At 59.2% G+C, this 18,805-nt stretch carries 12 protein-coding genes; 8 read left to right on the top strand and 4 right to left on the bottom strand.

Annotated elements, in window-relative coordinates; all coding sequences use genetic code 11:
- Positions 1 to 702, bottom strand: a complete 702-nt coding sequence (locus LCH64_RS02625) for a response regulator transcription factor (RefSeq protein WP_003224662.1) — start codon at positions 700 to 702, stop codon at positions 1 to 3.
- 276 nt (positions 703 to 978) lie between these two features.
- Here LCH64_RS02625 and LCH64_RS02630 point away from each other — a divergent pair, with 276 nt between their 5' ends.
- The 3 genes from LCH64_RS02630 to LCH64_RS02640 all read left to right on the top strand — a co-directional run bounded on the left by LCH64_RS02630 (position 979) and on the right by LCH64_RS02640 (position 6,068).
- Positions 979 to 2,136, top strand: coding sequence for an efflux RND transporter periplasmic adaptor subunit (locus LCH64_RS02630; protein WP_226499400.1), 1,158 nt, complete (start codon positions 979 to 981; stop codon positions 2,134 to 2,136).
- A 15-nt stretch (positions 2,137 to 2,151) separates the two neighbouring features.
- On the top strand, positions 2,152 to 5,250 hold the full coding sequence (locus LCH64_RS02635; protein ID WP_226499401.1) for an efflux RND transporter permease subunit: 3,099 nt from the start codon (positions 2,152 to 2,154) through the stop codon (positions 5,248 to 5,250).
- 176 nt (positions 5,251 to 5,426) lie between these two features.
- Positions 5,427 to 6,068, top strand: a complete 642-nt coding sequence (locus LCH64_RS02640; protein WP_226499402.1) for a DUF1345 domain-containing protein — start codon at positions 5,427 to 5,429, stop codon at positions 6,066 to 6,068.
- 54 nt (positions 6,069 to 6,122) lie between these two features.
- Here LCH64_RS02640 and LCH64_RS02645 read toward each other — a convergent pair whose 3' ends face one another.
- On the bottom strand, positions 6,123 to 8,774 hold the full coding sequence (locus LCH64_RS02645) for an autotransporter outer membrane beta-barrel domain-containing protein (protein ID WP_226499403.1): 2,652 nt from the start codon (positions 8,772 to 8,774) through the stop codon (positions 6,123 to 6,125).
- 237 nt (positions 8,775 to 9,011) lie between these two features.
- A complete protein-coding gene (locus LCH64_RS02650; protein WP_226499404.1) occupies positions 9,012 to 11,870 on the bottom strand; it encodes a hypothetical protein in 2,859 nt (952 codons plus the stop codon).
- Positions 11,871 to 12,114: 244 nt separating this feature from the next.
- Between LCH64_RS02650 and LCH64_RS02655 the strand changes: the two genes are divergently transcribed.
- The 5 genes from LCH64_RS02655 (at position 12,115) to LCH64_RS02675 (ending at position 17,465) form a co-directional block, all read left to right on the top strand.
- The gene (locus tag LCH64_RS02655) at positions 12,115 to 13,140 is read left to right on the top strand and encodes a LacI family DNA-binding transcriptional regulator (RefSeq protein WP_346269166.1); all 1,026 of its coding nucleotides are present in this window, start codon (positions 12,115 to 12,117) and stop codon (positions 13,138 to 13,140) included.
- Positions 13,141 to 13,295: 155 nt separating this feature from the next.
- Positions 13,296 to 14,078, top strand: a complete 783-nt coding sequence (locus tag LCH64_RS02660; protein WP_226499405.1) for a sugar phosphate isomerase/epimerase — start codon at positions 13,296 to 13,298, stop codon at positions 14,076 to 14,078.
- Complete coding sequence (locus tag LCH64_RS02665; RefSeq protein WP_226499406.1) at positions 14,071 to 15,078, top strand: sugar kinase; 1,008 nt, start codon at positions 14,071 to 14,073, stop codon at positions 15,076 to 15,078. Before LCH64_RS02660 ends, LCH64_RS02665 begins: the two co-directional genes overlap by 8 nt.
- A 96-nt stretch (positions 15,079 to 15,174) precedes the next feature.
- Positions 15,175 to 16,473, top strand: a complete 1,299-nt coding sequence (locus LCH64_RS02670; RefSeq protein WP_003224653.1) for an MFS transporter — start codon at positions 15,175 to 15,177, stop codon at positions 16,471 to 16,473.
- A gap of 14 nt (positions 16,474 to 16,487) precedes the next feature.
- The gene (locus LCH64_RS02675; RefSeq protein WP_226499407.1) at positions 16,488 to 17,465 is read left to right on the top strand and encodes a D-glycerate dehydrogenase; all 978 of its coding nucleotides are present in this window, start codon (positions 16,488 to 16,490) and stop codon (positions 17,463 to 17,465) included.
- A gap of 143 nt (positions 17,466 to 17,608) precedes the next feature.
- Here LCH64_RS02675 and LCH64_RS02680 read toward each other — a convergent pair whose 3' ends face one another.
- Positions 17,609 to 18,796, bottom strand: coding sequence for an aminotransferase class I/II-fold pyridoxal phosphate-dependent enzyme (locus LCH64_RS02680; RefSeq protein WP_226499408.1), 1,188 nt, complete (start codon positions 18,794 to 18,796; stop codon positions 17,609 to 17,611).
- Between the last annotated feature and the right edge of the window lie 9 nt (positions 18,797 to 18,805).

The following is an 18,805-nucleotide window of genomic DNA, read 5'->3' on the forward strand; positions in this document are numbered from 1 at the left end:
TCAGCATTCCCATTCGGAACGGCTGAACAGGTAACCCTTGCCCCACACGGTCTTGATCTTGCGCGCCTCGCCGGCGTGATCGTCGAACTTGCGCCGCAACTTGGAAATCGCCACGTCCACCGAACGGTCGGTGCCGTTGAACTCAATGCCGCGCAGGCGTTGCAGGATCTGGTCGCGACTCAAGACCTCACCGGCATGGCGGGCCAGCACCACCAGCAAATTGTATTCGCCGCTGGACAGCTCAACCGGCTGCTCGCGCCAGGTCACGGTGCGCTCGGACAGGTCGATGCACAGATTGCCCATGACGATCCGGTCATTGACCGTCATCGGCTCACCAAGGCTGCTGCGCCGCAGCAACGTACGCACCCGAGCCAGCAGAACCCGTGGTTCGCAGGGCTTGGTGACGTAGTCGTCGGCCCCCATTTCCAGGCCCAGCACCTGATCGTGACTGTCGTCGCGGGCGGTCAGCATCAGGATCGGCAGGGTTGCCGAATCGGCGCGCAGCAAGCGGCAGACTTGCAGGCCGTCGAGACCCGGCAGCATCAGGTCGAGAATCACCAGGTCCGGCGGATTGATCCGCGCCCGTTCGCGCACATGGTCGCCACGGCCGATCACGCTCACGGAATAACCGTTGCGCTCCAGGTAGCTGGAAATCAGTTCGGCGAGGGCGGTGTCGTCTTCGACCAGGAGGATGTTGGGCATGGGGTGTTCCAAGGAAAGTGCAGTGGCGACTGTTCGGGCCTCATCGCGAGCAGGCTCACTCCTACAAGGTTCGTGTCGGGCACAGTTCCAATGTAGGAGTGAGCCTGCTCGCGATGGCGGTTTATCTGTCGCAATAAATTTCAAGGCATAAAGGATATACGCCCTCACCCGTCCCTGAGTAAAACCCTTACACAATTTCACACAGCGCCTACAAAGCTTCACCGCTACCCTCGGCGTCTGGCCTTAGGATGCGGGCTTCAATATTGGGGGTAGTACATGTCGAAAAATCTGCTGGCCGGGCTCGGCCTCATCGCCGTTGCGCTGTTGCTGGGCGCCTGTGATTCGTCTTCGAAGGCTGAAGAGGAAGCGCCGCCGGCTACCGTGCGGATCGAGACCATCGAGGCCCGCCCCCTGTCGATCAGCAGCGAACTGAGCGGGCGCATCGCTGCGCCACGGATTGCTGAAGTGCGTGCCCGGGTGGCCGGTGTGGTGCTGCAACGCACCTTTCGCGAAGGCAGCGACGTGAAACAGGGCGACGTGCTGTTTCGCATCGACCCGGCACCGTTCAAGGCTGACCTGGACAGCGCTGAAGCCGCGCTGCGCAAGGCCGAAGCCAATGCGTTCCAGGCGAAGTTGCAGGAGCAACGCTACGCGCAGTTGATCGACGACAAGGCCATCAGCGCTCAGGATTACGACAACGCCCGCGCCAATGCCCGGCAAACTGCCGCCGACGTGGCGGCCAATAAAGCAGCGGTAGAGCGTGCGAAGTTGAATCTGGGCTACGCCACCGTCACTGCGCCGATTTCCGGACGCGTCGGCCGTGCGCTGGTCACCGAAGGTGCGCTGGTCGGGCAGAACGAAACCACGCCACTGGCGCTGATTCAACAGCTCAACCCGATCTACGCCGACCTTACCCAGTCGACCCGTGAGCTGAATGAACTGCGTCGCGCGTTCCGTTCCGGGCAGTTGCAGGAAGTCGGTCAGGATCAGGTCAAGGCCACGCTGATTCAGGATGACGGCAGCCTCTATCCATTACCGGGCAAACTGCTGTTCAGCGACATCAGCGTCGATCCGGGCACCGGCCAGATCATTCTGCGCAGCGAATTCCCCAACCCTGACCTCGACCTGCTGCCGGGCAGCTTCATCCGCGTTCGCCTGCAACAAGCGACCGTGCAGAATGGCATCACCGTGCCGCAGCGTGCGGTGCAGCGTGACAGCGCGGGTATCGCCCAGGTGCTGACCGTCGACGAGCAGATGCGCGTCGCCCAGCAGCCGGTGCAACTGGGCGCGGTGCAGAACGACCGCTGGATCGTCACCGGCGGCCTCAAGCCCGGCGACCGCATTGTCATCGAAGGCCTGCAACACGCCCGTCCCGGCGAAAAGGTGCAGATCGACGACACCCCTCTTCCACTTGCCCAGGCCTCTGGTCAGTAAGCAGGACGTTTTCATATGCCGCAGTTCTTTATCGATCGCCCGGTGTTCGCCTGGGTTGTCGCCCTGTTCATCCTGTTGGCCGGTGCGCTGGCCATTCCGCAATTGCCGGTGGCGCAGTACCCCGACGTCGCGCCGCCGCAGATCGAAATCTACGCCGTGTACCCCGGCGCATCGGCACAGACCGTCGATGAAAGCGTGGTCAGCCTGATCGAGGAAGAGCTCAACGGCGCCGATCACCTGCTGTACTTCGAATCGCAAAGCAGCCTCGGCAGCGCCACGATCAAGGCCACCTTCCAGCCCGGCACCAACCCGGAACTGGCCCAGGTCGATGTACAGAACCGCCTCAAAGTGGTCGAGTCGCGCCTGCCGCAAGCGGTGAACCAGCAAGGCTTGCAGGTGGAGAAAGTCTCTGCCGGCTTCCTGTTGCTGATCACCCTGACCTCCAGTGACGGCAAGCTCGACGACGTGGCGCTCAGTGATTATCTGGCGCGCAACGTGATGAACGAGATCAAACGCATCGACGGCGTCGGCAAGGCGCAGCTGTACGGCGCCGAACGGGCGATGCGGATCTGGATCGATCCGCAGAAGCTGATCGGTTTCAATCTGACCCCGGCCGACGTCAACGCCGCCATCGTCGCGCAGAACGCGCAGGTCTCGGCGGGCAGCATTGGTGACTTGCCCAATCCGTCCTCGCAGGAAATCACCGCGACGATTCTGGTCAAGGGGCAGTTGTCGACGCCGGAAGAGTTCGCCGACATCGTGCTCAAGGCCAATCCGGACGGCTCCACCGTGCGTATCAAGGATGTCGCACGGGTCGAAATCGGCAGCCAGGAATACCAGTTCGGCACGCGCCTGAACGGCAAACCGTCGACCGCCGTCGGCGTGCAGCTGGCGCCGGGAGCCAATGCCCTCGCTACCGCGACATTGATCCGGGCGAAGATGGACGAGCTGTCGCGCTACTTCCCGGCGGGCGTGGAATACAAGATTCCGTATGACACCTCGCCGTTCGTCAAAGTCTCGATCACCAAAGTCGTCTACACCCTCGGCGAAGCGATGCTGCTGGTGTTTGCGGTGATGTTTCTGTTCCTGCAGAACATCCGCTACACGCTGATCCCGACGCTGGTGGTGCCGGTGGCCCTGATGGGCACTTTCGCCACCATGCTGGCGCTGGGTTTCTCGATCAACGTGCTGACCATGTTCGGCATGGTGCTGGCGATCGGCATTCTGGTAGACGACGCGATCGTTGTGGTGGAGAACGTCGAGCGGATCATGGCCAGTGAAGGCTTGTCGCCAAAAGAAGCCACGCGCAAGGCCATGAAGCAGATCACCGGGGCGATCATCGGCATCACCCTGGTGCTGGTGGCAGTGTTCATTCCGATGGCATTCATGCAGGGTTCGGTGGGCGTGATTTACCGGCAGTTCTCGCTGTCGATGGCGACTTCGATCCTGTTCTCGGCATTCCTGGCCCTGACCTTGACCCCGGCACTGTGCGCCACGCTACTCAAGCCGATTGCCAAGGGCGAGCATCATGAGAAGTCGGGATTCTTCGGCTGGTTCAACCGCCGCTTCGAGCAACTGACCGATCGCTATCAAGGCTGGGTCGGCTACGCGCTGAAGCGCAGCGGGCGTTATCTGCTGATCTACGGCGTGCTGCTGATCGGCATGGGCGTGTGCTTTGCGCGCCTGCCCTCCTCGTTCTTGCCGGTTGAGGATCAGGGTTACACCATCACTGACATTCAACTGCCGCCGGGCGCGAGCAAGAACCGTACGGTGCAGGTGGTCGAGCAGATCGAGGCGCACAACGCCAGTGAACCGGGTGTTGGCGACAGCACGGTGATTCTCGGCTTCAGTTTCTCCGGCAGCGGGCAGAACGCGGCGCTGGCGTTTACCACCCTCAAGGACTGGTCTGAACGCGGCCATGATGATTCCGCCACCTCGATTGCCGATCGCGCCAACATCGCCCTGAGCCAGATCAAGGACGCCGTTGCCTTTGCGGTGTTGCCGCCACCGGTCGACGGCCTCGGCACGTCGAGCGGCTTCGAATTCCGTCTGCAGGATCGCGGCGGCCTCGGCCACGCGACATTGATGCAGGCGCGCAGCGAACTGCTCGCCGCCGCGGAAAAAAGCCCGGTGCTGATGAACGTTCGCGAAAGCGCGCTGGCCGAAGCACCGCAGGTGCAACTGGAGGTGGACCGCAAGCAGGCCAACGCGCTGGGCGTGTCGTTCGCCGACATCGGCAACGCGCTGTCCACTGCCATCGGCTCTTCGTACGTCAACGACTTTCCCAACCAGGGCCGGATGCAACGGGTGGTGGTGCAGGCCGAAGGCGATCAGCGCAGTCAGGTCGATGATCTGTTGAAAATGCACGTGCGCAACAACGCCGGGCACATGGTGCCGCTGTCGGCGTTCGTCCAGGCGAAATGGACTCAAGGCCCGGCGCAGTTGACCCGCTATAACGGCTACCCGGCGATTGCGATTTCCGGCGAACCATCGCCCGGACACAGCACCGGCGAGGCCATGGCGGAGATTGAACGGCTGGTCGCCCAAGGGCCGAAAGGCCTGGGTCAGGAATGGACAGGGCTGTCGTTGCAGGAACGTTTGTCCGGCAGTCAGGCGCCGATCCTGCTCGGTCTGTCGCTGCTGATCGTGTTCCTGTGTCTGGCGGCGCTGTACGAGAGTTGGTCGATTCCGACCTCGGTGCTGCTGGTGGTGCCGCTGGGCGTGCTCGGCGCAGTGCTGGCGGTGACCTTGCGCGGGATGCCCAACGATGTGTTCTTCAAGGTCGGGCTGATTACCATCATCGGTCTTTCGGCGAAGAATGCGATCCTGATCATCGAGTTCGCCAAGAGCCTGTATGACGAAGGCCATGACCTGATCGATGCGACGTTGCAGGCAGCGCGCCTGCGTCTGCGGCCGATCATCATGACCTCGCTGGCATTCATCCTTGGCGTGGTGCCGCTGGCCATCGCCACCGGCGCCAGCTCGGCAAGCCAGCAGGCCATTGGCACCGGGGTGATCGGCGGGATGATCACCGCGACGCTGGCGGTGATCTTTGTGCCGTTGTTCTTCGTGGTGGTCATGAAGCTCGTACAACGCTTTACCAAACACCACTGATCCCTGTGGGAGCGGGCTTGCTCGCGAAGGCGTCGTGTCAGTCAAAATTCATCTGGCTGACACACCGCTTTCGCGAGCAAGCCCGCTCCCACAAGGTCATTTGAACAGTCAAGTCAGTGGTCATCCCGGACGTCGCTGGGCTAAGGTGTAAGGACATCCTGGCCCATCGAGTCTCCATGCGCTTCCTCGCCCGCACCCACCCTCGCCTGTCCGCCGCCGCTCTGGTTGGCCTTGCCACCGGTCTTCTGGTGCCTGCCGACTCCGTCGTCAGCAAAATCCTCATCGGCTGGAACGCCGGCGTCTGGACCTACCTGATCCTGATGTTCTGGCTGACCGTTCGCGCCAAAGCGCCAGACGTCAAACGCATCGCCGTCGTCGAGGACGAAAACGCCGGACTGGTGCTGTTCGTGGTGTGTATCGCGGCGTTGGCCAGCCTGGCCGCCATCACCCTGGAGCTGGCCGGCACCAAGGATCTGGATACCCATCACAAACTGCTGCATTACGCGTTCACCGCCCTCACCGTGGTAGGTTCGTGGCTGCTGATCGGCGTCATTTTCTGCGTGCACTACGCCCGCCTGTTCTACACCTGGGACGGCAAGGAACCAGCCCTGCGTTTTGCCGAAGGGCTGACCACACCCAATTACTGGGACTTCCTGTATTTCTCGTTCACCATCGGCGTCGCGGTACAGACTGCCGATGTCGGCGTCGCCACCCGCGACATTCGCAAGATCGTGCTGGCGCAATCGTTGATCGGGTTTGTGTTCAATACGGCGATTCTGGGCTTCTCGATCAATATTGCTGCAGGACTGTTCGGCTGAGCGCAAAAAAAACGTCCCGGCATTGCTGCACGGGGCGTTTTTCAGCTCAGAGCGTCAGAAGAAGTAACTGACGCGCAAACTGCCGTTCCAGTCTTGATTGACCGTATTGCCTTTGCTGCCACCGACCTGACCCGAAACCTGCCAGTTGCGTTGCGCCGGTGTCCATTTCAGACCTGCGCCATATTCGACCCCGCTGCTGGCGCGATCGTCATCGAAGCTGTCGTCATTGATCTTGACCCGGTTGGCTTTGACAAACTCATGATTGGCCCCCAGCGACAGACTCGGCTCAAGCAGACTGCCGTTTTCAAGCGCGATGACTCGGCCGCCCCTTACACCGACATTGCCCTGAAGCGAACGCATGGTGTCAGCCTTGACCTTCAGGCCGTTATCCAACCGATAGCTGTCGCTCTGGGTCGCGCCGGTTGATACCCGCACCTGCGGCTCGACGAACCAGTTGTCTGACCGACGAATGTGCTTGCCCACTGCCACCGAACCGCTGGCGCCCAAAGCCTTGTAATCACCCTTGGCACGGGTGCCATCGCTCATGGTGACCTTGGCCTTGTTGTCAAACTGGTTGACCTTGGCCATGACGTTGACGAACACACCACTTTCAACATCGTAGGTGCTGCCATAGACGCCTGCATTCAGACTGTCGACCGTTGCGCTGGAGCCATATTTGAGGTCCATGTTGGTGCGACTGGCCCCCACAAAGCCACCGATGACCCAGGCACGGCCGGCAAGGTCCACCGTTGTATCGGCACCACCGGTGATGCCGTTCTGGTTCTGGGTGTAACCGTCACCGAAGGCATTTTTGACGTTGTACTGGCTCCCATAAGTGCGCACCCAGACACTGTTGCTCAATTTAGTGGTGTCACTGTCGCTGGCAGCGCGAAGCGAAGCATCGGGCCGGATGCTGAGCCCCCGATCACCGATCTGGTCGCTGAGCATGTTCATCTCGGCGTTCGCAACGCTGCGTGCGCTGCCTGCCAGGGCCAGAGCCGTGTTGGTCGAGGTGCTGACGGTTTCCTTGTCGGGGTTGAGGTACAGGCCCTGCCCGTCCTGCTTCAGTCGGTAAACGAATGTACCCGCATCCACCGTGTCTTTATTGGCCAGAGTAAAAGCAGCCGTGCCAGCAGCAATGTTGCCGATTTTTACCGGATCTGCGGTAACCGGCTTGGTGCCCGTGGCAGAAACCAGCAGTTGATGCTGCCCGCTGGCAGAGCCGGTCACGTTCAGGAAGTCAGTACTGCCTGTTCCCAGGTCGGTACCCATCACGAAGGTGCCTTTACCGGTGAGACTGGCGACGTTCAGTTGCTGAAACTGCTCATTGGTGCCCATTTGTACGACACCGTTGTTCATGCTCAGATTTTGCGCGCTGCTGTCACCGGTCATGACCCATTGCGCCGCATTGTTGATGGTCAAGTTGCCCGAGTTGTTGATCTGGCCGGTGAGCACTGAACCGTTGTCCAGCAGCACACTGCCATTGGTATCGGTGATGACGTTGCCAGTCAGCCGGCTGGAATTGTTCAGCGAGAGGCTGGCGACATTGTCGACGTTACCGTGGATGTCCGAGCCTTTATCCAGCGAAATACTGCCATTAGTGTCGCTGTTGACGTTCCCGGTCAGCTTGCTGGCGTTGTTCAGCGACAGGCGCGCGACATTGTCGACGTTGCCGTTGATGGTCGAGCCGTTGTCCAGGCTGACGGTGGCCGCGGTTCCAGCGACGGCTTCAATATTGCCGTTCAAGATACTGCCCGTGTCGAATCCGGACTGGGTGACGTTCTGCAAATTGCCGTTGAGCGTGGCACCGTTCTTCATCAGCAGCGCAACCGTGCTGCCGGTTTCGGCAATCACATCACCTGTCAGGGTACTGCCATCGACATTGAAGTTAGCTGTGGAACGGTTGATCGCCTTCAACACCGAGCCATTGCCGCCGACCAGTTCGGAATTGCCGCTGACATTGATGGTGGCGACAGTCCCGGCACTGCCGGAGGAGCCCAATACGATGGCCGATCCGGTTCCGCCAGTGACACGGGTGTTGTTGAGTGTCACGGTGCTGGCGTTGACCCCCGTGTTGTCCGTCACGATTTGCAGACCGTCCTGTCCGCCGGTGACCGTACTTCCCGTTGCCAACAGCGTCGCACCGCCCAACTGCACGCCGTAACTGGTGGTGCCTGTACCGACGACCGTCGAGTCCATGAGATTCAGTACAGAGAATCCCACCGCGTTCACACCGCCAGGAACACCGGTGATCACGCTGTTACCCTTGACGGTTGCAGAGGACGATGCAGGGGTGTTGATGTTACGTCCCAGCAAAAGCCCGAAACTGTTGGTGCTGGTGAGGGTGCTGTTGTCAATCGTTGCAGAGCTGTCACTAAGGGCCATCGCCCCCCTGCCGGTCGAACTGTTAACCGTTGCACCTGACAAACTCAGTCGGGAGGCATCTCGCGCATCGATTCCCTGACTTTGACCGCCATTAAAAACTACGTTGGCGGCTTGAGAAGTAATTGCAAGGGCGTTTGCGTTGTTGATCGTCAGAGTTCCGCCTTGAGAAACCGTCCAGGCCTCGGGTGCCGGAGGGTTGGTGACCGTCTCGCTCTCTCCGGGGTTCAATATTCGGGCCTGCGCATTGGAGGCACTAAAAATCATCGAGGCACACAAACAGCTGTTGGTTAAAAGCTGGCTCAAACGAAAAGGTATGGTCATGAAAACTCCGAACCGCGAACAAATTTAATAGCGATTTTTCTGACAGACAAAAAACGCCGCAAAAACGTCCGACAGACTAATTAGCAATTTCCCCGAAAGATGTAGGAACAATCCTCAATTGAGTAGGAATTATCTGCAAACATAAAGCGAAGACTGACGCTTACGCTTATGAACACAAGCAATATCGCGGGGGAGAGAAATCTCTCCCCCGCGAAGACTACACTCAACGTTCAACCATCACCGTATTGGAACAGACTCTCGGTCGCAGTACTCTGCGCTTGAAGTGATTGTGTCGAGTTTTGTGATGAGTTCCACCGATTTTTGAACCCCGCCGATATTTGCCGTGTACCACAATTTGATCCAGGCAGTTGCCCCCCTTACAGGTTGTGCAAGCTTAAAGATTGCAGCATTACCAAGGCTCGCCAAATCAGCAGTACCCGCAGCCTGGATCGTATATGGCTGGTTGTCCTCCGTACCAGCAATCAAGGCGGTTGCCGTCGCATTGCTGTGCGCTTCCATGTACACAGTAATGACAGTGCCAACCGGCAGATTAACGGAATCCTTGGGAATGCCGAGTAACAACCTCCAGGTAGCGGTAGTGGCCGCATTAATCATCGCGTAACAGTCACACTGTTGTTTGTCCGCATTACGGATCCGGATGGTTGGCTGCAGCAAATCGATTTTCCTGCCGCTGACCTTTACGTCCTGTGAAGGAGAACTGATGACGTTTTTATCTATACCTGTTTTCTGGCGGGTCCAGTGAGCTTTCACGGTGGGCGTTGGCAAAGCGCCCATGGTAATTGCCGGGACGGTAACGCTGAACTCCGTCATGTCGCTGAAGGGTGAAACTTCATTCACGTATTTGCCATCCAGGTAGAACTTGGCTGTTTCAGTAGAGTTCAGCGGCGGATCGGTAAGCGCCAATGTCACTTCAATTTTTCCCTCTTTGTCACGATCCCCGGGCTGCACGTCATTGGGTATTTGGGAAAACCCGGTAGTCACTGGCGAGGCAAAGTTCGGGTTTACTGTTTCCGGCAGTTCCGGATACAGCCCTCCTGCTGGATAAAGATCTACCCAAAAGAACAGCTCCGGAGAAGGGAACGTACTGGTGCCGCGAACAACCTCAGCCCAGATCTTGAATTCCGAGGCCTCCTCGTACGTACCGAAAAGATCTTTGAACAAGGCTGTATAGGCTAACTGGAACGTTACGTCCGCACTCGTGATAGGAACAGGGCCCAGCATCTTGAAGTTTGTAGGGTCCAATGCATCTTCGATATACACTTGGACCTGGTCACCCGGTTCCAGGTTATCGATGAACGCCCGCTCAACGATCGCAGAAATAGGCCCTTCAGTGCCGTCAGCCTTGAGGAAGTTATCCAGGTAGATCGTCGTCGTGGCATTGGGATCAGTTGCCGGCACCAACGGGGCCTTACGCAAAACCGGATCCAGCGCGAGCCCTAGTGTCAACAAGGCGGTGGAGGTTGAACTGAGGCTTTTGTTCCCGACATGGTCTGTCCAGAAGAAATGAGCCATCACCCGCCCGTTCCTGTGTTTGCGCAGCTCTGTGTTGGGTATCGAAATAGCACCTGAGGCCGGGACTACACCATTGAATACGATGGTATCCACAGTGTTCGGAGCCACACCCGAAACCAGATGGAGTTCCAACGTGTCATCGAGCCGACGATTCGCATACGCCACGCCGAAAACCAGTTGCAGATCCGCATTGGCGGCGTTGCTCATCCAGGTTTCGTTGACCGTTCGTTGCGCATCGGCCGGTGCATTGGTGAACGTGGCGTTTGGCGTTGGAACGGTCAGTCGTTTAGTGGGGAACTTGAGCCCGTAAGGTGGGTTTTCGTCAATGACCACTGTCAGGATGTTAGATGGATCGTCAGTGCCCGCTCCATCCTTGTAAACCAGAACTTGCACGTCGTACGCAGTAGCGGTCGCAGGCTGAGGCAAGTCCGGAAGTAACGCTTTGTCCACTTTGATTAGGAAAGGGTCGGGGCGAGTGGCAACCGGTCCCAACAATACGGCGCTCATTATCATTTCAAGCGGTTGTCCTTTGATTGCCGCGAAGATGTCGACTTCATCGCCATCCAAAGGCTGGGCAAAAGCGGCCAACTTAAAGGTAATAAAACCGGTATCGAGCTGAGTCTTTTCAACGTAATCATCGGCGACTGTATCGACTGTAATCGCTGTCGCATAAATTCCATTCACACTCATGCCCAACTTTGGTGGATTTTTTCTTGCTTTAAACGTTATTTTCTCTTTAGCAGTCATTTGACCTTCTCCTTCGTTAAACCCGAACGGGCTACTTTGACCAGGTGTTGCCTGATCGATCTTCACAAGCGATTTGTCTGATTCAGCAATAAGTCGACCGCCGCGAAACAATTGACAAACAACAACTGCAGAACAACTATCGAACAGCGGAAGTATGTTTGGCAGATACGGCACAACAATATCAAAACCTTTGTCTATATCGTTCGCAGAGAGCGGCCTTTCCCAAAAACCATAACTGCCGGGCACTTCAGTCCCACTGCCATTCAAGGTTGAATATCCTCGCCATGTGATTTTTGCATCATCTCCGGAAACAGCGATGTCATTGAACTCCTGAACTCTAACGGTTGCTCCGCTGGTCAAAGGAGGTCGGGTGTTGTTGTTCAGATATCCCCAGAGCGTCGTATGAGGAAACCAAGGTGGCAGCAGCTTTATAAGGGGTGTGTGATCGATGGTAAGTCGCCGTTCCGGAGAAGGGTCATCATTTCCGCCGGAGCCTTTCCAGATTTTGTAATAGAGAAATGCGATGCCGTCCGTTGCCAAGTGTTGAGGCGTCAAGGCGAAATAAAGAAAAGGAACAGTCAGAGGTGTGGGGTAAACAACATCATAAATTATTTTTTCTACCCCGTTCTGACGCAAGATCACCAACAAATTGTCATTGGCTTCTGGTTCTAGCCAATATGGAATAACAATGCGAGTTCCGTTTTTCAGAATATCGCGAGAAACATGCCCGGCCAGATCACTATCGTCGATCCCTTCAACAGAAAGTGGCAGTGCCAATATTTTTATTGGCGTACTGGCAGACTGGCTGGGTGGCATCGAAATCATTTTTCCATCACCGATTTATGCGAAAAGCTCTAGAGAGTCAGATTTTTTTGCTTTTGCTTCGAGAAAAATTAGGCGCTTAAACCTCGATATTTCCAACTGTCAGATCTGACAGGTATTGCTACCGTCTGTCGGACATAACTGATATTTTCCCCGCTACACCGATCATCCTCACTTGACGCAGGCAAAGTGTTTGGTGTTTCCTGAAACCGGTTTCAGACAATAAGAAGACTCAACCGTGAACGATTTCTCCGCCGCCCAGCGCAGCCGCGTCACCATGCTCGATGTGGCCGAACGCGCCGGCGTCTCCAAGGCCAGCGTCTCGCGCTTTATCGGTGACGACCGCACCCTGCTCTCCGATGCCATCGCCTTGCGCATCGAACAGGCGATTGCCGAACTCGGCTACCGCCCGAACCAGATGGCCCGCGGCCTGAAACGTGGGCGCACGCGCCTGATCGGCATGCTGGTGGCCGATATCCGCAACCCTTATTCGATTGCCGTGATGCACGGGGTGGAAACTGCCTGCCGTGCGCACGGTTACAGCCTGGTGGTGTGCAACACCGATCGCGATGACGAGCAGGAACGCCAGCACCTGGCGCTGCTGCGCTCGTACAACATCGAAGGGCTGATCGTGAACACCCTCGGCCATCACCGTGAAGAACTCCACGAACTGCACCGGGAAATGCCGCTGGTGTTGGTGGACCGCAAGGTCGATGGCCTCGACAGCGACATGGTCGGGCTGAACAACCCGCAGGCGATCGAGATCGCGCTGACGCACCTTGAGCAGCGCGGCTATCGCGATGTGTTGCTGGTGACTGAGCCTTATGACGGCACCAGTTCGCGGATCGAGCGGGTCAGCAGTTTTCAGCAGCAGATGGTTCAGCGTTCCGACTTGACCGGGGCGGTGCTGGAAATCGGTGCAGAACTCGCCACGCAAATTCAGAACTTCTTGAAGCAACCGGCGAATGGGCCGAAAGCGCTGTTCTGCGCCAACGGCGTGGCTGCGCTGGCCTGCAACCTCGCCTTGCGCGAAATCGGCTGCAGGCTATTCGAAGATGTCGGGCTGATTGCCCTGGATGACCTGGATTGGTACCCGTTGGTCGGCAGCGGAATTACCGCCCTCGCCCAGCCGACAGCCGAGATTGGCGCGCGGGCGTTTGAGTGTTTGCTCAAGCGCTTGCGGGGGGATGTTGAGCCCACCCGCAGACTGGATTTTGCGCCGGTGCTGGTTGAGCGGGGTTCTACCCAGGGATCTTTGCGGTGACTGTTATGGCGCCATCGCGAGCAGGCTCACTCCTACAGGGGGAGCGCATTCCAAATGTAGGAGTGAGCCTGCTCGCGATGGCGCCCGAACGCCCGACAAAGATCCATCAGATTTTTTTTGAACAAAAATGAAACCGGTTTCAGAGGTAAATAACAATGAATAAACCCGCCGTTTCCATCAGCCTGTCCAGCTACGGCGCCGAGCTTGTGCGCCAACGCGGCCAGGACTTCTTCATCGACGTGCTGGCCGCCGCCGGTGCCGATCGCATCGAGTGGCGCGAAGAGTTGCTGACCCGCGAAGTGCCCGCGCAACTGAATGCCGCTACCCAGGCGCAGGGCTTGCAAAGCATCTATTCCTCGCCGAGCGAGCTGTGGCTCGCCGGGCAGGCACGGCCCAATCCCGAGCTGATCAACGTCCTGCAACATGCAGAGGCATTCGGTTCGAAATGGCTGAAAGTCTCGCTCGGCTACTTCACCGACAACTGTGATTTGCAGGTGCTGAAACAGCTGCTCGGCGCCAGCCCGGTGCAACTGCTGGTGGAAAACGACCAGACCTTGCAGGGCGGCCGCATCGAACCGTTCCAGCGTTTTTTCGCGGCGGTCGAGCAGCACAACTTGCCGATCAAGATGACTTTCGACATCGGCAACTGGCAGTGGCAGGACCAGTCCGCGCTCAACGCCGCACGCCTGCTCGGGCGCCATGTCGGCTACGTGCACTGCAAAGCCGTAGCCCGCCGCGCCGACGGCAAACTGGTGGCGGTGCCACCGGCCGTCAGCGACCTGCATCTTTGGGAACAACTGTTGCGGCACATGGCCCAAGGCGTTATGCGTGCCGCCGAATACCCGTTGCAGGGCGATGACCTGGTGGCGTTGACCACCGAACACGTCGCCGCCCTTGCCCGCCTTGGCCAATCGCGCCTGGAGCCTGCCCATGTCTGACATCGATATTCTGTCGTTTGGCGAAACCATGGCGATGCTGGTCGCCGAACAAACCGGTGATCTGGCCGAAGTCGAACACTTTCATCGGCGCATTGCCGGCGCCGACAGCAACGTGGCGATTGGTCTGTCGCGTCTGGGTTTCAACGTAGCGTGGCTGAGCCGCGTTGGCGCCGATTCACTCGGGCGCTTTGTGCTGGAAACGTTGGCCAGCGAAGGTCTGGATTGCAGTCATGTCGCGGTCGACAGCGCACATCCGACCGGTTTCCAGTTCAAGTCGCGCACCGACGATGGCAGCGACCCGCAGGTCGAGTATTACCGTCGCGGTTCGGCGGCCAGTCATCTGTCCATTCAATCGATCAGCGAAACCCTGCTCAGCGCGCGTCATCTGCACGTCACCGGGATTCCACCGGCGCTGTCGGCCACTGCTCGGGAGATGTCTTTCGAACTGATGACGCGCATGCGCCATGCCGGGCGCAGTGTGTCGTTCGACCCCAATCTGCGCCCAAGTCTGTGGGCCAGCGAGCAAGAGATGATCCGCGAGATCAACCGCCTCGCCGCCCTCGCCCATTGGGTGCTGCCGGGTTTGAGCGAAGGTCGGCTGCTGACCGGGTTCGAAGACCCGGCGGACATTGCGGCGTTTTATCTCGATCAGGGCGCTGAAGCCGTGGCGATCAAGCTCGGGCCGCAAGGTGCCTATTACCGCACGCAACTGGATCAGGGGTTTGTCGCCGGGGTGCCGGTGGCCAACGTCGTCGATACCGTGGGTGCGGGTGATGGTTTTGCGGTCGGCATGATCAGTGCCCTGCTTGAGCATCAGAGTTTTGCCGAGGCGGTGCAGCGCGCGAACTGGATTGGCAGTCGGGCGGTGCAGAGTCGCGGGGATATGGAGGGGTTGCCGACCCGATCTGAACTGATCGCTGAATTCGAGGCCGCTGATCGCGAGCAGGCTCACTCCTACAGTGGATCTCCGCCAGTCATAAGTGCAGCGGCAAACACATAACCCTTGTAGGAGTGAGCCTGCTCGCGATGAGGCCCGCCAAGAAAACCCGCTAATTGAACCTGCTGCGACAAAAACAACAAGCTCAGGAGCAACACCATGAAAACTGCAACCCTCGCCGCCCGCCGCTGGTGGTACATCATGCCCATCGTGTTCATCACCTACAGCCTGGCGTATCTGGATCGCGCCAATTACGGCTTTGCCGCCGCGTCCGGCATGGCCGCCGACCTGATGATCACTCCGGGTCTGTCTTCATTGCTCGGCGCGCTGTTCTTCCTCGGCTACTTTTTCTTCCAGGTGCCGGGGGCGATCTACGCGCAAAAGCACAGTGTGAAGAAGCTGATCTTCTTCAGCCTGATTTTCTGGGGTGGCCTCGCCACGCTGACCGGCGTGGTCTCCAACGCCTACTGGCTGATCGTGATTCGCTTCATGCTCGGCGTGGTCGAAGCCGCGGTGATGCCGGCGATGCTGGTCTACCTGTGCCACTGGTTCACCCGTGCCGAACGCTCGCGGGCCAACACCTTCCTGATCCTCGGCAATCCGGTGACCATGTTGTGGATGTCGGTGGTTTCCGGCTATCTGGTGCAACACTTCAGTTGGCGCTGGATGTTCATCATCGAAGGTTTGCCGGCGGTGATCTGGGCGTTTATCTGGTGGAAACTGGCCGATGATCGTCCGGCTCAGGCCAAGTGGCTGAGCGACCAGGAAAAGCACGATCTGGAAAGCGCCCTCGCCGCCGAACAGGTCGGGATCAAAGCGGTGAAGAACTACGCCGAAGCGTTCCGTTCGCCGAAGGTGATCATTCTGGCGCTGCAGTTTTTCTGCTGGAGCATCGGCGTCTACGGCTTTGTGCTGTGGCTGCCGTCGATCCTCAAGGCTGGCGCGCAGATGGACATGATCGAGGCCGGCTGGCTGTCGGCGCTGCCGTATCTGGCAGCGGTGATCGGCATGCTCGCGGTGTCGTGGGGCTCGGACAAACTGCAAAAACGCAAACGCTTCGTCTGGCCGCCGCTGCTGATCGCCTCCATTGCGTTCTACGGCTCCTACGCTCTGGGCGCCGAGCATTTCTGGTGGTCGTACACGCTGCTGGTGATCGCCGGTGCTTGCATGTACGCGCCGTATGGGCCGTTCTTCGCCATCGTTCCGGAGATCCTGCCGGCCAACGTCGCCGGCGGTGCCATGGCGCTGATCAACAGCATGGGTGCGCTCGGCTCGTTCGGCGGCTCGTATCTGGTCGGTTACCTGAACAGCTCCACCGGTTCGCCCGGTGCCTCGTACCTGCTGATGAGCGGCGCGCTGCTGCTGTCGGTGGTGCTGACGATTTTTCTCAAGCCTGGCGCCAGTGACCGCGTCGTGGCCAAAGCCGTTGTCACGCGTCCCGTGCCGGCGCATTCCTGAAGAGATTTTTGTTCATGAAAAAACATGTCGTGCTGTACAAAAAACTGTCGCCAGCGCTGATGTCGCGTCTGCAGCAACAGTGTGAAGTGACGCTGATCGAAAGCCTCGACGCCGACGGCCTGATGAAACTGCGTGACGCCCTGCCCGGCGCCCATGGTTTACTCGGCGCCAGCCTGAAACTCGACGCCGCGTTGCTCGACCTGGCGCCGCAACTGCAGGCGATTGCCAGCGTTTCGGTGGGCGTCGACAACTACGACATCGATTACCTGACCCGGCGCAAGATTCTCCTGAGCAACACCCCGGACGTGCTCACTGAAACCACCGCCGATACCGGTTTCGCGCTGATCCTCGCCACGGCCCGGCGCGTAGTCGAGCTGGCGAATATGGTGCGCAGCGGCCAATGGCATCGCAACATCGGACCGGCGCATTTCGGCACCGATGTGCACGGCAAGACCCTGGGCATCATCGGCATGGGCCGCATCGGCGAGGCGTTGGCCCAGCGTGGGCATTTCGGTTTTGGCATGCCAGTGCTCTATCACAGTCAGTCACGCAAACCGGCGGTCGAGGCGCGTTTTGCGGCGCAGTACCGCAGTCTGGAAGCGCTGCTGCGAGAGGCCGATTTCATCTGCCTTACCCTGCCGCTGACCGCGCAAACCGAAGGCCTGATCGGCGCCGAGCAGTTTGCGCTGATGCGCCCGGAAAGCATCTTCATCAATATCTCTCGCGGCAAAGTGGTGGATGAGGCAGCGCTGATCGACGCGTTGCGCCATCAGCGGATTCGCGCGGCGGGGCTGGATGTGTTCGAGCGTGAACCGCTGAATCATGATTCGCCGTTGTTGCAGTTGAACAATGTGGTGGCGACGCCGCATATGGGTTCGGCAACGCATGAGACGCGGGAGGCGATGGCACGGTGTGCGGTGGAGAATCTGTTGCAGGCTTTGGCTGGGGAGAAGCCTGCAAACCTGGTGAATTCGGCGGCTTGGCAGGGCTGAAAAATGTGCTGAATGGCAGATTGCATTCGCGAGCAAGCCCGCTCCCACAGGGTTCGGTGTGTACAGATAAAATTATGTACACACCCATCCCCTGTGGGAGCGGGCTTGCTCGCGAAGAGGCCAGTTCAGGCAACACAAGACAGTCAGGCACTACGCGCCTGCAACAGCTGCACCGCACACAACGCAATCCGCGCACAGGCATCGGCCAGTTTCACCCGGTCCAGCACCAGGCCAATGCGAATATGCCCCGCCGCACTCGGCCCGAACGCTTCGCCGGCCAGCACCGACACGCCGTACCCCTCAAGCAACCGCTCGGCAAACCCCTGCGCGCCATACCCGGTCTGGCGCACATCGACCATCACGAACATCCCGCCATCCGGGCGGATCGGTTGCAACCCCGGGCAACCACGCAAGCGCTCGCACACCAGATCGCGGCGCAATCGATACTCGTCGCGCATCTGCGTCACCTCCGGCAGATCGCTTGCCAACGCGACCTCCGCGGCTTTCTGCACAAAATCCGGCAGACCGAAGAGCATGCTCAATGACAGGTTCACCAGATGCTCGGCCAGCACCTTCGGACCGATCGACCAGCCAATGCGCCAGCCAGTCATGGCATGGGATTTCGACAGGCTGTTGATGGTCGCCGTGCGCTCGGCCATGCCCGGCAGGCTCGCCGGGCTGATGTGCTCGCCTTCGTAGAGCAGATCGCTGTAGACCTCGTCACTGATCAGCCACAAGTCGTGGCGCACGCACAGCGCCGCCAGTTCTTGCCAGATCAGCAGCGACAGGCTCGCGCCGGAGGGATTGTTGGGACTGTTGAGCAACAGGGCACGGGTTTTCGGCGTGATTCGTGCCGCGACATCGGCGGGATCGACTCTAAAGCCGTTTTCCGGCCGTACAGGCACCGGCACCACCGTCGCACCGCAGGCGCCGAACACACCTTCATAAGTCACGTACATCGGCTCGGCGACGATCACCTCGTCCCCCGGGTCCAGCAGACACTGAGCCACCGAATACACCGCGCATTGCGCGCCGGGCAGCACGATCACGTGCTCGGCATCCACCACCTGACCGCTGCGCCGCTGGTGGCGCGCGGCAATCAGCTTGCGCAGCGCCAACCGGCCACGCACTTCGGAATAATGCGTATCGCCCGCCAGCAGACTATCGATGGCGCCGTGGATGATCGGCAGTGGCGTGTCGAAATCCGGATCGCCCACGCTCAGCAGCAGGATATCGACGCCCTCGGCGCGCAACTCCAGCGCTCGGTCATGAATCTGCCAGGCCGCTGCTCCCTCCCCGGCGATTCGTTGGGTCAAGGCTGAATAGCGCATGCACGTCTC

The sequence above is a fragment of the Pseudomonas sp. MWU16-30322 genome (assembly GCF_020515535.1).
GTDB classification, from domain to species: Bacteria; Pseudomonadota; Gammaproteobacteria; order Pseudomonadales; family Pseudomonadaceae; genus Aquipseudomonas; species Aquipseudomonas fluorescens_H.

Bases quoted from the DNA above. Each gene is read 5' to 3' on its own strand.
- LCH64_RS02625 (WP_003224662.1), bottom strand. From the start codon at position 702: ATGCCCAACATCCTCCTGGTCGAAGACGACACCGCCCTCGCCGAACTG.
- LCH64_RS02630 (WP_226499400.1), top strand. From the start codon at position 979: ATGTCGAAAAATCTGCTGGCCGGGCTCGGCCTCATCGCCGTTGCGCTG.
- LCH64_RS02635 (WP_226499401.1), top strand. From the start codon at position 2,152: ATGCCGCAGTTCTTTATCGATCGCCCGGTGTTCGCCTGGGTTGTCGCC.
- LCH64_RS02640 (WP_226499402.1), top strand. From the start codon at position 5,427: ATGCGCTTCCTCGCCCGCACCCACCCTCGCCTGTCCGCCGCCGCTCTG.
- LCH64_RS02645 (WP_226499403.1), bottom strand. From the start codon at position 8,774: ATGACCATACCTTTTCGTTTGAGCCAGCTTTTAACCAACAGCTGTTTG.
- LCH64_RS02650 (WP_226499404.1), bottom strand. From the start codon at position 11,870: ATGCCACCCAGCCAGTCTGCCAGTACGCCAATAAAAATATTGGCACTG.
- LCH64_RS02660 (WP_226499405.1), top strand. From the start codon at position 13,296: ATGAATAAACCCGCCGTTTCCATCAGCCTGTCCAGCTACGGCGCCGAG.
- LCH64_RS02665 (WP_226499406.1), top strand. From the start codon at position 14,071: ATGTCTGACATCGATATTCTGTCGTTTGGCGAAACCATGGCGATGCTG.
- LCH64_RS02670 (WP_003224653.1), top strand. From the start codon at position 15,175: ATGAAAACTGCAACCCTCGCCGCCCGCCGCTGGTGGTACATCATGCCC.
- LCH64_RS02675 (WP_226499407.1), top strand. From the start codon at position 16,488: ATGAAAAAACATGTCGTGCTGTACAAAAAACTGTCGCCAGCGCTGATG.
- LCH64_RS02680 (WP_226499408.1), bottom strand. From the start codon at position 18,796: ATGCGCTATTCAGCCTTGACCCAACGAATCGCCGGGGAGGGAGCAGCG.